Annotated in this window: 12 protein-coding genes and 1 pseudogene; 5 read left to right on the top strand and 8 right to left on the bottom strand. The window is 71.6% G+C overall.

Annotation, left to right across the window (positions count from 1 at the left end; genetic code table 11):
- Positions 1–293: 293 nt before the first annotated feature.
- Both ACFV9J_RS14055 and ACFV9J_RS14050 read left to right on the top strand, forming a co-directional pair.
- A pseudogene (locus ACFV9J_RS14055) lies at positions 294–1,150 on the top strand (helix-turn-helix domain-containing protein).
- Positions 1,147–1,359: a DUF397 domain-containing protein gene (locus tag ACFV9J_RS14050; RefSeq protein ID WP_385353836.1), complete on the top strand. Its 213-nt coding sequence runs from the start codon at positions 1,147–1,149 to the stop codon at positions 1,357–1,359. The pseudogene ACFV9J_RS14055 and the gene ACFV9J_RS14050 overlap by 4 nt, the downstream one beginning before the upstream one ends.
- A gap of 63 nt (positions 1,360–1,422) precedes the next feature.
- On the opposite strand, the gene ACFV9J_RS14045 is transcribed toward ACFV9J_RS14050, so the two are convergent.
- From ACFV9J_RS14045 to ACFV9J_RS14020, 6 genes are all read right to left on the bottom strand, one after another.
- Entirely contained in the window at positions 1,423–3,147 is a 1,725-nt protein-coding gene (locus ACFV9J_RS14045) for a DoxX family protein (protein WP_385353834.1), read from the bottom strand.
- Positions 3,148–3,264: 117 nt separating this feature from the next.
- Positions 3,265–4,209, bottom strand: a complete 945-nt coding sequence (gene rlmB / locus ACFV9J_RS14040) for a 23S rRNA (guanosine(2251)-2'-O)-methyltransferase RlmB (protein WP_385353832.1) — start codon at positions 4,207–4,209, stop codon at positions 3,265–3,267.
- Between the two features lie 144 nt (positions 4,210–4,353).
- Positions 4,354–5,754 carry a cysteine--tRNA ligase gene (gene cysS, locus ACFV9J_RS14035; RefSeq protein ID WP_385353830.1) on the bottom strand — a complete coding sequence of 467 codons (1,401 nt, stop codon included), beginning with the start codon at positions 5,752–5,754 and terminating at the stop codon, positions 4,354–4,356.
- A gap of 151 nt (positions 5,755–5,905) precedes the next feature.
- Positions 5,906–6,418, bottom strand: a complete 513-nt coding sequence (gene ispF / locus ACFV9J_RS14030; protein ID WP_385353828.1) for a 2-C-methyl-D-erythritol 2,4-cyclodiphosphate synthase — start codon at positions 6,416–6,418, stop codon at positions 5,906–5,908.
- Positions 6,408–7,181: a 2-C-methyl-D-erythritol 4-phosphate cytidylyltransferase gene (gene ispD / locus ACFV9J_RS14025; protein ID WP_385354094.1), complete on the bottom strand. Its 774-nt coding sequence runs from the start codon at positions 7,179–7,181 to the stop codon at positions 6,408–6,410. The genes ispF and ispD overlap by 11 nt, the downstream gene beginning before the upstream one ends.
- 366 nt (positions 7,182–7,547) lie before the next feature.
- The gene (locus ACFV9J_RS14020) at positions 7,548–8,030 is read right to left on the bottom strand and encodes a CarD family transcriptional regulator (RefSeq protein WP_003953493.1); all 483 of its coding nucleotides are present in this window, start codon (positions 8,028–8,030) and stop codon (positions 7,548–7,550) included.
- Between the two features lie 701 nt (positions 8,031–8,731).
- Between ACFV9J_RS14020 and ACFV9J_RS14015 the strand changes: the two genes are divergently transcribed.
- Positions 8,732–9,505: a DUF461 domain-containing protein gene (locus ACFV9J_RS14015; protein WP_385353826.1), complete on the top strand. Its 774-nt coding sequence runs from the start codon at positions 8,732–8,734 to the stop codon at positions 9,503–9,505.
- Between the two features lie 111 nt (positions 9,506–9,616).
- Here ACFV9J_RS14015 and ACFV9J_RS14010 read toward each other — a convergent pair whose 3' ends face one another.
- Both ACFV9J_RS14010 and ACFV9J_RS14005 read right to left on the bottom strand, forming a co-directional pair.
- Entirely contained in the window at positions 9,617–10,297 is a 681-nt protein-coding gene (locus ACFV9J_RS14010; RefSeq protein ID WP_003974745.1) for a response regulator transcription factor, read from the bottom strand.
- On the bottom strand, positions 10,294–11,610 hold the full coding sequence (locus ACFV9J_RS14005; protein WP_385353823.1) for a sensor histidine kinase: 1,317 nt from the start codon (positions 11,608–11,610) through the stop codon (positions 10,294–10,296). The genes ACFV9J_RS14010 and ACFV9J_RS14005 overlap by 4 nt, the downstream gene beginning before the upstream one ends.
- A gap of 214 nt (positions 11,611–11,824) precedes the next feature.
- Between ACFV9J_RS14005 and phoU the strand changes: the two genes are divergently transcribed.
- Positions 11,825–12,514: a phosphate signaling complex protein PhoU gene (gene phoU, locus ACFV9J_RS14000; RefSeq protein WP_003974747.1), complete on the top strand. Its 690-nt coding sequence runs from the start codon at positions 11,825–11,827 to the stop codon at positions 12,512–12,514.
- A 126-nt stretch (positions 12,515–12,640) separates the two neighbouring features.
- The gene (locus tag ACFV9J_RS13995) at positions 12,641–12,796 is read left to right on the top strand and encodes a hypothetical protein (RefSeq protein ID WP_385353821.1); all 156 of its coding nucleotides are present in this window, start codon (positions 12,641–12,643) and stop codon (positions 12,794–12,796) included.
- Positions 12,797–12,959: the final 163 nt, after the last annotated feature.

Genomic DNA, 12,959 nt, shown 5'->3' with positions numbered 1-12,959 from the left:
CAGGAGACCCTCGGGTGGCACCTCTACCGGCTCGCGACGGGGTCGCGCGCCAGTGCCATGCCAACTGTCACCGAACGTCACACCCTGGAGAATCCCGGCCCACCTGCACTCGAACGTGTGAATTGAAGATCCGGCCCTGTCGAGAGCCCCTGTCGCGATCTAACGTGATTGGCGTCCCACCCACAGGGCATGGCGGCCGTCTGTCGGCTGCTTGTCCGGTGCTGTCCGGACGGTCGGGGCGGTTGGTGCGGGCAGGGCGCGCGATTCGGCGCGGGACGACGGGAGGGCGCGGTATGGCAACGACGGAGGGCGAGACGGAGGAGCCGGGATGGGATGTCGACCCCGACGACGAGTGGGGCGTCGCGGTCATCACCACGGTGGGACGGCAGTTGAAGCTCCGCCGCGAGGCCTTGGGGATGCGGGCCGCGACTTCGGGGCGGCGGTGGGGTACGGGGAGGACCTCGTCTACAAAGTCGAGGGCGGCAAGCGGATTCCCCGGCAGGAGTATCTGGACAGGGCCGACGAGGTGCTGGATGCCGGTGGGCTCCTCTCGGCGGCCTGGGAGGACGTGAAGAAGGTCCGGTACCCGAAGAGCGTGCGGGCGCTGGCGCAGTTGGAGTCCAGGGCGGTCGAGCTGGGCGTGTACGTCGGGCTCAGCATCCATGGGTTGCTGCAGACGCCGGAGCACGCACGTGCCTTGTTCGAGGTGTCCCAGTCCGCCTACGCGGAAGAGGAGTTGGACGAGCTCGTAGCCGCGCGGATGGCCCGGAAGTCGATCTTCGAGCGCAGCCCGGCACCCATGCTCAGCTTCGTTCAGGAGGAGGTGGCGCTGCGCCGAACGGTTGGAGGCACAATGGTGTGGCGTCAGCAAATCGAACATCTGCTGGAGTTGGCGCAGCGACGCAACGTCACTCTTCAGGTGATGCCGACGAGCGCGGGTGAACACCCTGGGCTGAGCGGCAAGATCGAGGTGCTGAAGTTCGGGGACGGTACGGCGGTAGGACGTTCCGACGGAGCGTTCAACGGCCGCCCGACCTCGGAGCTGAAGCAGCTCCGCATCCTTGAGCTGCGATACAGCACCATTCGGGCTCAGGGCCTCTGCCCGAGGGAGTCCCTGGCCTTCATCGAGGAACTGCTGGGAGAAGAATGATCCGCGAGACCGCTGCCGATGATGCCTCCGAACCGGCCTGGTTCAAGAGCAGTTACAGCGATGGTCCCGAGGGCGACTCCTGCGTGGAGATCGCGATAGCGCCCCGCACGGTCCACGTCCGCGACTCCAAGCAGACGACGGGCCCCCGGCTTGCCCTCGCGCCGGACACGTGGACGGACTTCGTGACGTACGCCGCCTCGGAACACTGACGGACCAACGACGCGCGCCCTGCTCCCCGTTGTGACCGGGGCGCAGGGCGCGAACGCGTGGGGCTAGCCCAGGAGGCCGCCCACGAGGCGGCTGCCGGGCTCTCCGGTGGAGGACGAGCCGCCGCCGTCACCGCTGCCGGTGGAGCCGGTGGAGCCGCCGTTGCCGCCGGTCGAGGTGCCGCCCGCGGTCGGTCCCGCCGTGGTGCTCGGTGCCTGGCCGGCCGGGGAGGACTGGCGCGGCGGGGCCTGGCCCGTGGTGCCCTGGGTCTGGCTCGGCGTACCGCCGCCCGTGGTGGTGCCGCTGCTGTCGCGGGTCGCTCCGGGGGTGGTCGCCGCGTCCTGGGAGGGGGTGGACTTGTCGCCGGTGGCGCCCTGGGTCGGGGAGGCGGAGGCCTCCGGGGAGGAGGCCTTCGGCTTGCGCGTGCCGGGGTCCTGCGGGAGCGGGGAGCCGGGCAGTTCGTTGCGCGGGGACTCGCCGGGCCCGGGCACGACCACGCGGTCGGCGTCCCGGACGGCACCGCCGAGGACGGAGCCGACGAGGAGGGTGACACCGGCGACGAGGAAGGTGATGAGCGCGCCGCGGCGCAGGACGTAGCGGCGCAGGTCCCAGATGTCGGAGCGGGGGCCGAGCCGGCGCCAGGCGCTGCCCGCGAGTCTGCCGTCCACGGAGTAGACGGGGGCCCCGGCGATGATCAGCGGGGACCAGGCGGCGAGGTAGATGATGTCGGGCGCGTCGTAGACCGGGACGCTCTTCCAGCTGACGGTGACCAGGAGCGCGGCGGACAGGCCGGCGCCGATGACGGCGGCCACCCGCTGCCAGCAGCCGAGCACGGTCAGGACGCCCACCAGCACCTGGAGGAAGGCGATGACCAGCCCGGCGCCCACCGGGTGGGCGAGGGCGAACTGGCGCAGCGGCTCGGCGACGTCCCAGGGGTGCAGGGTGTTGAGCCACTTGACCATGGAGCCGCGTTCGCCGCCGTCGAAGTAGACGGGGTCGCAGAGCTTGCCCATGCCGGCGTAGATGGAGATGAAGCCGAGGAAGACGCGCAGCGGGAGCAGGACGACGCCGAGGTTCATACGGCGGCCGGGGAAGTAGGCGTGCCGCGCCGGGTCGTCGGTGCGGCGCCTGCTGCGGGGCTCGCCCGGGCCCGTGTCCTCGCCGTAGCCGTCGGAGCCGTAGCCGTCGTCGCCGTAGCCGGCCCCGAACTCCTGCGTGCCGTAGGCGGAGTCGTCGTAGGCCGGCTCGTCGTACGCGCTGCCGACGGTGCGCATGGCGGGCAGCAGCCGGGTGCCGTCGGGGACGGGGCCGCGCTGGGCGCCGACGAGGGGGGTCTCCAGCGTCTGGGTGGCGGGGCCGTCGTCGTAGTCCAGGGGGCCGCCGTCGAGGTCGATCCGGGGGATGACCTGCGTGGCTCCGGCATCGCCCGCGTGGTCGGCGGCCGGGTTCTCGGCGTGCTGACCGGCTCCGGCCCGCACCGCCTGGAGCAGCCGGTGCGCGCCGGTGTCGTCCGGGTCGGACCGCCCGCTCCACACGACGGCGCGGCGACGGCCCGCGGCCGGGGCGCCGGGCATGCGGGCGGGGTCCTGGGTGGCGCTCAGGTGCCGCGCGATCCGCGGGGACTGGGTCCGCCGGGCGGAGGCACCGAACTGCACGCGGAAACTCGCGTGGTTGACGATGACCTGGGCCGGATCGCTCGGCACCTTCACCATGCTCAGCGCGGGAGCGTCGTCGTATCCCGACGAGCGGTCCCCCGTGGGTGTGCGGGGTGTTCTGGTGTCCACACTCATCTAACCGAGTGATGTGTCGTTAGGACACTGCCTTGACCGGCCCGATCTGTCCGGACCGCGTCAAGCATGTCCGGACAGCCTCGAACACCCCGTTCGGGTTATACGGCGAACGCTTGTTCAAGGGCGCCGACGCGCCGCCTCGTACAGCACGATCCCCGCCGCCACACCGGCGTTGAGGGACTCGGCACCGCCCGGCATCGGGATCCGCACCCGGAAGTCGCACGTCTCGCCGACGAGCCGCGACAGCCCCTTGCCCTCGCTGCCGACGACGATGACCACGGGGCCGCCCAGGGCCGCCAGGTCGCCGAGTTCGGCCTCGCCGTCGGCGGCGAGGCCGACGACCGCGATACCGGCCTTCTGGTACGCCTCCAGCGCCCGGGTGAGGTTGGTGGCGCGCGCCACCGGCGTACGGGCGGCCGCGCCGGCGGACGACTTCCACGCGCCCGCCGTCATGCCGGCCGCGCGCCGCTCGGGCACGACGACGCCGTGGCCGCCGAAGGCGGAGACGGAGCGGACGACGGCGCCGAGGTTGCGCGGGTCGGTCACGCCGTCGAGGGCGACGATCAGCGGGTCCGCGCCCTCGTCGTGGGCGGCGGCGACCAGGTCCTCGGGGTGCGCGTACTCGTACGGCGGGACCTGGAGGACGAGCCCCTGGTGGTTGAGCCCGTTGGTCATCCGGTCCAGCTCGGGACGCGGCGCCTCCATCAGGTTGATCCCACCGCGCTCGGCGGCGAGCTGGAGCGCCTCGCGCACCCGCTCGTCGTTGTCGATGAACTGCTGGACGTAGAGCGTGGAGGCGGGCACCCCGTCGCGCAGCGCCTCGTAGACCGGGTTGCGGCCGACGACCAGCTCGGACGTCGAGCGGCCACCGCCGCGCCGCTGCTGCGGGCGGCCGCCGGTGGCGCGGCGCGCCTTGGCGTTGGCGGCGCGCTGCTTGGCGTGCCCCTTGCGCATCTCGGCGGGGGGCGTCGGCCCCTTGCCTTCCAGGCCCCGGCGTCGCTTGCCGCCGCTGCCGACCTGCGCGCCCTTCTTGCCGGACATGCGGCGGTTGTTCGCGGCCATGAGTACCTGTCTCCGCTTCTCTGCGTCTCTGCGTCTCGGGGTCTTACGGGGGTGTGCGTCGTACGTGCGTCTTATGCAGTGTGCCGCCCGGAGGGCCGGGCGGCACAATCGATCTACGAGTCGATCTGTGAGTGCGGACTCGGGTCAGCGGGGGCCGAGGCTCCAGCGGGGTCCCTGCGGGCCGTCCTCGATGACCAGTCCGGACTGCCCGAGCTGGTCGCGGATGGCGTCGGCCGTGGCCCAGTCCTTCCGCGCCCGCGCGCCCTCGCGCTGGTCGAGCACGAGCCGTACGAGGCTGTCGACGACGTGCCGCAGATCCTCGCCCTGCGCCTGCTCCCCGGCCCACTGCGCGTCCAGCGGGTCGAGCCCCAGCACGCCGAGCATGGCCCGCACCTCGGCGAGCCGGGCCACGGCGGCGTCCTTGTCGTCGGCGGCCAGCGCGCTGTTGCCCTGCCGGACGGTGGTGTGCACGATCGCCAGCGCCTGCGGGACGCCCAGGTCGTCGTCCATCGCCTCGGCGAAGGCGGGCGGCACCTCGGCGGCCGGCTCCACGGCATGACCGGCCAGCTCGGTGACGCGCTGCACGAAGCCCTCGATCCGCGCGTACGCCGACTCGGCCTCGCGCAGGGACTCCTCGCTGTACTCGATGGTGGAGCGGTAGTGCGGGGTGCCGAGGTAGTACCGCAGCACGACCGGGCGCCACTTCTTGACCATCTCGCTGACGAGGACGCTGTTGCCGAGCGACTTGGACATCTTCTCGCCGCTCATGGTGACCCAGGCGTTGTGCACCCAGTAGCGGGCGAAGGCGTCGCCGAACCCCTTGGCCTGGGCGATCTCGTTCTCGTGGTGCGGGAAGATCAGGTCGATCCCGCCGCCGTGGATGTCGAACTCCTCGCCCAGGTACTTGTGCGCCATCGCGGAGCACTCCAGGTGCCAGCCGGGCCGGCCCCGTCCCCACGGCGTCTCCCAGCTGGGCTCCCCGGGCTTGGCCGCCTTCCACATGGCGAAGTCCCGCGGATCCCGCTTGCCGATCTCGCCCTCCCCGGCGGGCTGGCGCAGCTCGTCGAGGTCCTGGTTGGACAGCGACAGGTAGCCCGGCAGGGAGCGCACGTCGAAGTAGACGTTGCCCTCGGCCTCGTAGGCGTGCCCGCGCTCGATGAGGCCGCGCATCATCTCGACCATCTCGGTGATGTGGCCCGTGGCCCGCGGCTCGTACGTCGGCGGCAGGCAGCCGAGGGCGTCGTAGGCGTCGTTGAACGCCCGCTCGTTCTCGTAGCCGATGGACCACCAGGGGCGGTTCTGCTCGGCCGCCTTCCAGATGATCTTGTCGTCGATGTCGGTGACGTTGCGGATGAAGGTGACGTCGTAGCCGCGGTACGCGAACCAGCGGCGCATGATGTCGAAGTTCAGCCCCGACCGGATGTGCCCGATGTGCGGGGCGGCCTGCACGGTGGCGCCACACAGGTAGATCGAGACGCAGCCCGGCGTGAGGGGGGCGAAGTCACGGATCTGCCGGGCGCTGGTGTCGTACAGGCGAATAGTCACGTGTCCAGGGTAGTAGGCGCCAAGCAGTGCCAGGGGCACACGTGCACCGTTGTTGCGGGACCGAGTCACTCCCCCGCGAGCCGGCACACGGGGGGCGTCTGGCTCGCTTCTTGTCCCCGCGAGGGCAACGCGGGGTGCCCACCCCCCACGCTCAAGCCACCCGCACGACCAACGCCGTGGCCACCGCCATCAGCCCTTCCCCCCGCCCCGGGAACCCCAGCCCGTCCGTCGTCGCTCCCGACACCGACACCGGCGCCCCCACCGCCGCGGAGAGCACCGCCTCCGCCTCGTCCCGCCGCTTGCCGACCTTCGGCCGCGCCCCGACCACCTGCACCGCGACGTTCCCGATCCGGAACCCCCGCGCCCGCACGATCCGCGCCGCCTCCGTCAGCAGCGTCACCCCGGACGCCCCGGACCACTCCGGCCGCCCGGTGCCGAAGTGCTGCCCCAGGTCCCCGGCCCCCGCCGCGGAGAACAGCGCGTTGCACGCCGCGTGCGCGACGACGTCCGCGTCGGAGTGCCCGGCGAGCCCGGTCCCCTCGCCCTCCCACTTCAGCCCGGCGCACCACAGCTCACGCCCGTCCTCGAAGGCGTGGATATCCGTACCGATCCCGACCTGCGGCAACAGCGGCAGCTCTCCCGTACCGGAACCCTCAGAACCCATCGTTCAGCCTCCTGCGCGCCAGTACCGCCTCCGCGAGCACCAGGTCGAGCGGACGCGTCACCTTGAACGCCTCCTCGTGCCCCGGCACCACCACCACCGCGATCCCCAGCTGCTCGACCATGCTCGCGTCGTCGGTGACGTCGTCGGTCACCGTCCCGTGGGCCCGCACCAGCGTCGCGCGGTCGAAACCCTGCGGGGTCTGCACCGCGCGCAGCCGCGCCCGCTCCGGCGTCGCCACCACCGGCTCCGGCCCACCCGGCGCCACCGCGGGCTCGACCTGCTTGACGGTGTCGGCGAGCGGCACCGCCGGCACCACGGCGGGCGCACCCTCCCGTACGGCGTCGATCACCGCGTCCACCGTGTCCACCGGCACCAGCGGCCGGGCCGCGTCGTGTACGAGGACGATGCCGTACTCGGGCGGCAGCGCGTCCAGGCCGAGCCGTACCGACTCCTGCCGGGTCTCGCCGCCGGGCACCACGACGAAGTCCGTCCTCTCGGGCAGCGCGTGCGCGTCCAGGAGGCTCTTGACCTCGCCCGCGCCGTCGGGCGGGGCGACGACCACGACGAGGGACACCGCGCGGGAGGCGGCCATCGCCCGGACCGCGTGGATGAGCATCGGCGTGCCGCCCAGCGCGCGCAGGGCCTTGGGAGCGCCCGGACCGAGCCGCACACCCCGGCCCGCAGCCGGAATCACGGCGGCGGTCCTGGCGGGCGGACGGTCCGCGGCGGACGTCTCCGTGGACGCCTCCGCGGACGCCTCCATGGACGTCTCCGCAGTCGTCTCGACGGGTGAGGGACGCGATTCGTCAGACATCGGTTCCTGTCAGGTTTGTGTGCTCGACCTAGTTGGGTATGGCCTCACCGTGCCGGGCGCGATGCCTTGACCGGACCCTTCCGTGACCCTGGTCGAGCCAGCAGCCCGGGCCCGGCACGCCAGGACCCGGGGAAACCTCCCGGGATGAGCGTACGAGGATCATCGGCATCCGGACGTCCGGATGCCGGAAACCGTGTCCGGGTACGAACATGCCGCAGCGCCCGGCGACAGCAAGAATGTCATCGGGCACCACGGCATTTCAGTGCGCTGAACCGAATGGGTGACGGTCTGCGCCTCGCCTCGGATCCAGTCGGATCAGGAGGCGAGCACCTCGTCGAGCAGGGCCTCCGCCTTGTCCTCGTTGGTGTTCTCCGCGAGAGCCAGCTCGCTCACCAGGATCTGGCGGGCCTTGGCGAGCATGCGCTTCTCACCTGCGGAGAGTCCGCGCTCGCGCTCGCGCCGCCACAGGTCGCGCACGACTTCCGCGACCTTGATGACGTCGCCGGAGGCGAGCTTCTCCAGATTTGCCTTGTAACGACGCGACCAGTTCGTGGGCTCTTCGGCGTACGGCGCGCGCAGTACCTCGAAGACCCGGTCCAGCCCGTCCTGACCGACCACATCACGCACGCCGACGAACTCCGCATTGTCCGCTGGCACACGTACCGTCAGGTCGCCCTGGGCGACCTTCAGCACCAAGTAGGTCTTGTCCACGCCTTTGATCTGGCGAGTTTCGATAGCCTCGATCAGCGCGGCCCCGTGATGGGGATAGACCACGGTGTCGCCAACCTTGAACGTCATGTGACAGGTACCCCTTCCGTGGCTATCCAGGGTAACACGGAAACGGCGTCTTCTGAATGGCGTTTTCGCAGGTCAGGGCATATCTCGGGGCTTGACAACAGCAACAGGAACGTGCTGCGCCGGGCGAGCGGAAGAAAGTATTCGCAGGTCGGAGCCGCTGTCCAGGCCGGTCGAAACACGCACGTCACACACATCCGGAGGCCTCGCCACCCGCCCGAAGATCCCGATATGTCCGGTTCCGCGTGTGCGACTTCCGCTACTCCGTTCGGAGGCCGCGGCAGGGTTCCGGACGAATCCATAATTGATCACGACGCGCCCCCGGCCGTCCCCCGGTGATCAATTTCCTGGCCGTCCGCGCATTCCTTCACGGAAATTTCGCGTACCGATCCCGACCTGTATGGCGGAGGGCTTCATAGCTGAATGTCGGACGAGTACGAGCCGCTAAACGGCCCACCGGAACAACGCCTACCGGCGCCCCCGGCCGTGCGGGAACGGCGCCCGCGGCGCACCGGTGCCGTGCCTCCCCCTCGTCCCGCGCCGCCCCCGGCGCCTACCGCCTGCCGAGCGAAGCCGGATGTCTTCGGGGAGGGTCGGGTGCGGCGGCTCAACAACGGCTCGGTAGCCTGAGGCCGCTGACAGCCACTTAGGGCGGCTTTATCCGTTGCCGCCACCCCGCTCGAGTCCAAGGAGTTGCCGCCGCCGTGAGCAGCAGCCTTCGACGCGGTGCCCTCGCCGCCGCCGCCATCGCGTTCTCGATCGCCTCGCTCGCCGCGTGCGGCGCCGGTCACAACGCCCAGACGCTGGAGATCAAGCCGGACAACGCTGCGACGTCCGTCGGCGACATCAAGATCCAGAACGCGGTCGTCATCACCCAGCCCGACCTGGAGTCGACCGGCCCGGCCGTGGTCTCCGCCACCCTGTTCAACAGCGGTGACAAGGACCAGACCCTCGAGTCGGTCACCGTGGCCGGAACCGGCAAGTCCGCCGAGCTGAAGCCCGCCAAGGGCGAGCAGGGCGACCTGACCGTCCCGGCCGGCGGCCGCCTGATCCTCGGCGGCAAGGACAACGCCGCAGCAGTCCTGCCCAGCAGCCGCGAGGCGGTCCAGGACGGCAACGCGCAGAAGATCACCTTCAACTTCAGCAAGACCGGCGCCGTGAGTCTGCGCGCGTTCGTCGTCCCCGCCGAGAGCTACTTCGCCGAGTGGGGCCCGAGCGAGACCCCGGCGGCCCCGGGCGCCTCCGCGCAGCCCTCCGGGGAGGCCTCCGCGGAGACCTCGGGCGAGCCGGCGGACGGGGAGTCCTCGGGCACCCCGGCGGACGGCGAGACGGCCCCCGGGACGGACGAGGCCACCGGTGGAGCCACCGGCGACACGGACGGGACCGGCACGGGCACGGGCACCGGCACCGGCACCGGCACCGAGACCGGCACGGGCACCGGCACCGAGACCGGCACGGGCACCGAAGCCGGCCACTGAGCACCCTGCGGACGCACCGGCGCACGACCGAAGGGCGGGACCTCTCCGTGAGGTCCCGCCCTTCGCCGTGTCCGGTGGGCCGCCCGGGCCGGGCGGCCCAAAGGCCCCGGCCTACGGCTCGAACTTGTACCCCAGCCCGCGCACCGTCACCAGGTACCGCGGCGCGCCCGGGTCGGGCTCGATCTTGGCGCGCAGCCGCTTGACGTGGACGTCGAGGGTCTTGGTGTCACCGACGTAGTCGGCGCCCCAGACCCGGTCGATCAGCTGCATGCGGGTCAGCACGCGGCCCGCGTTGCGCAGCAGCATCTCCAGCAGGTCGAACTCCTTCAGCGGCAGGTCGACCTTGGTGCCGCCCACGGTCACCACGTGCCGGTCCACGTCCATCCGGACGGGCCCGGCCTCCAGGGCGGCCGGGGCGACCTCCTCCGGCTCGCCGCGGCGCCGCAGTACGGCACGGATGCGGGCGACCAGCTCGCGGGAGGAGAAGGGCTTGGTGACGTAGTCGTCGGCCCCTATCTCCAGCCCGACGACCTTGTCGATCTCGCTGTCCTTGGCGGTCACCATGATCACGGGTACGTTCGAGCGGCCGCGCAGCTGGCGGCAGACCTCGGTGCCCGGCAGGCCGGGCAGCATCAGGTCGAGGAGCACGAGGTCGGCGCCGTTGCGCTCGAACTCGTCGAGTCCGTCGGGGCCGGTGGTCGCGATGGCGACCTCGAAGCCCTCCTTGCGGAGCATGTACGACAGGGCGTCGGAGAAGGACTCCTCGTCCTCGACGACGAGCACACGGGTCACGGAAGGACCTCCGGGGCAGGAAACGTTTCGTACGGGGATGTATGGGGGGAATGGGGGGAATGCGAGGAATGCTGGGAATGCTGGGAATGCGGGGATGAGGACGGCCGCTCGGTCTCGTCGCTGAGCCCGGAGCGGTCGGACCGCCGCTGCGCGCGGTCGCGGGCGAAGCCCGCCTCCGGCAGTCGCAGGGTGAAGGTGGAGCCCTGGCCTTCGGCGCTCCACACCGTGACCTCCCCGCCGTGCGAGGCGACCACGTGCTTGACGATCGCGAGACCCAGACCGGTGCCTCCGGTGGCCCGGGAGCGGGCCGGGTCCACGCGGTAGAAGCGCTCGAAGACGCGCTCCTTGTCCTTCTCCGAGATGCCGATGCCCTGGTCGGTCACGGCGATCTCGATCAGGTCGCCGCCGGGGGCGGCGACGCGGCGGGCGGCTATGCCGACGCGGGTGCGGGCCGGCGAGTAGTTGACGGCGTTCTCGACGAGGTTGCCGAGGGCGGCGGCGAGCTGGCCGCGGTTGCCGCGCACGTGCAGATCCGCCGTGCCTCCGGCGGCCATGGTGATCTGCTTGGTGCCGGCCGCGTGCCGGCAGCGGTCGACGGCCTCGGCGACCAGCTCGTCCACCCGGACGGGCTCGGCGTCGTCGAGGGGGTCGTCGTTCTGCACCCGGGACAGGTCGATGAGCTCCTGCACCAGGTTCGTCAGCCGGGTCGCCTCGATCTGCATCCGCCCGGCGAACCGCTCCACGGCCTCCGGGTCGTCCGCCGCGTCCATCACGGCCTCGGACAGCAGTGAGAGCGCCCCCACCGGCGTCTTCAGCTCGTGGCTCACGTTGGCGACGAAGTCCCGCCGTACCGCCTCGATGCGGCGGGCCTCGGTGAGGTCCTCGACGAGCAGCAGCACCAGCCGCGAGCCGAGGGGCGCGACGCGTGCGGAGACGGCGAGGGCCTCCCCCCGCCCGTTGCCGCGCCGGGGCAGGTCCAGCTCGACCTGCCGTATCTCTCCGTCCCGCCGGGTGTCCCTGGCCATCTGCAGCATCGGCTCGACGGCGAGCCTGCCGCCCCGGACCAGGCCGAGGGCGTACGCCGCCGAGCTGGCCTTGACCACCGCGTCGGCCTCGTCGAGGACGACCGCGGAGGAGCGCAGTACGGAAAGGACGGTGTCGACACCGGGCGGCAGCACGGGGTCGGTGTGGAGCGAGGTGCGGGTGGGGCGCTTCTGCTCCCGTTCGCTCCAGCGGAACGCCAGCACGGCGATGACGCCGGTGAGTACTCCGGCGATCGCCGCCACTGCGGCGACCGCCGCGTTCACGTCCATGTCTCCAGGTTAGGCACGCCGAACCGTCCGGCCCCAGCCATCCGGGTGCGACCTCGAACACTCGTCGCCCAGAGTTCACCTTGGAGCCAGGGACGGTTCATTTGTGGTGCCGGAAACGGACGCGTACAGGCCGGAACGTGTAAGCGTGGGGGCACGGCGGGGGGCGCGAAGCCGTCTTCGAGCCCCCGAAACGGACGTACGAGAGGGAATCCTGATGCGGGACGCGTACCACGAGGAACTTGATTCGATCGGTGACGGTCTGGTGGAGATGGCCCGGCTGGTCGGGTCGGCCATCGGACGCGCCACGACCGCGATCCTCGACTCCGACCTGAAGCTGGCCGAGGCCGTCATCGAGGCGGACCAGAAGGTCGACAACCTCCAGCACGAGCTGGAGGCCCGGGCGATAACCCTGCTGGCCCGGCAGCAGCCGGTCGCCACCGACCTGCGCATCGTCGTGACCTCGCTGCGGATGTCGGCCGACCTGGAGCGTTCGGGCGACCTGGCCCAGCACGTGGCCAAGCTGGCCCGGCTGCGCTACCCGGAGCGCGCGGTGCCGCACGACCTGCACGCGACCATCCTGGAGATGGGCCAGCTCGCGCAGCGCCTGATGGCGAAGGCCGCCGAGGTGATCATCACCAAGGACGTCGACCTGGCCCTCCAGCTGGAGCAGGACGACGACGCGATGGACCTCCTGCACCGCACCCTCTTCCAGCACCTGATGGACGACCGCTGGAAGCACGGCATCGAGACGGCGGTGGACGTCACGCTGCTGGGCCGCTACTACGAGCGCTTCGCCGACCACGCGGTCTCGGTCGCCAAGCGGGTGGTCTACCTGGTCACCGGCGAGCACGCGGACGACCTCCAGGCGGACATCCAGCCCGCGACGCAGGTCGAGGGAGCCTGAGCGCACCCGCGCGGAGCGCAGCGGGGGCGCGCGTTCGCCCCAGTGCGCCGTTGATGCGACGGCCACTCGGGGCGTGCAATGGACTAAGGGCCCCAGGGCCCCAGGCACCCGCTTCCAGGAGGAACCATGGCCGATTCCCCCAGCACGAAGCCCGACCCCGCACGGGAACGCCCCACCGAGCAGCCCGCCGAGATCCGCAGCCTCCCGCTGATCGCCGCCTGCGGCTGCGGCTCGGGCTGCGGCTGCGGCTGCCAGTCGGGCAGCCCCTGTCAGTGCGGCTGACGCGCCGACGGCAGTACGGCGGCCGGCACCCCCGGCCGCCGTACTGCCACCCGGACAGTCACCCCTGGGTGTCGCGTCGTACGACTTGAGTACGGGTACTCAGGTCCCCGGCCCCGCTCCCGTCCGACCCTGGAACAGGAAGCCGGACGCCGGACGCCGGACG

Origin of the sequence: Streptomyces sp. NPDC059906, from assembly GCF_042730645.1 — a bacterium.
Taxonomy (GTDB): domain Bacteria; phylum Actinomycetota; class Actinomycetes; order Streptomycetales; family Streptomycetaceae; genus Streptomyces; species Streptomyces rubrogriseus.
Note: the sequence above shows the minus strand (reverse complement) of the source record. Positions and strands in the feature narration are given on the sequence as shown.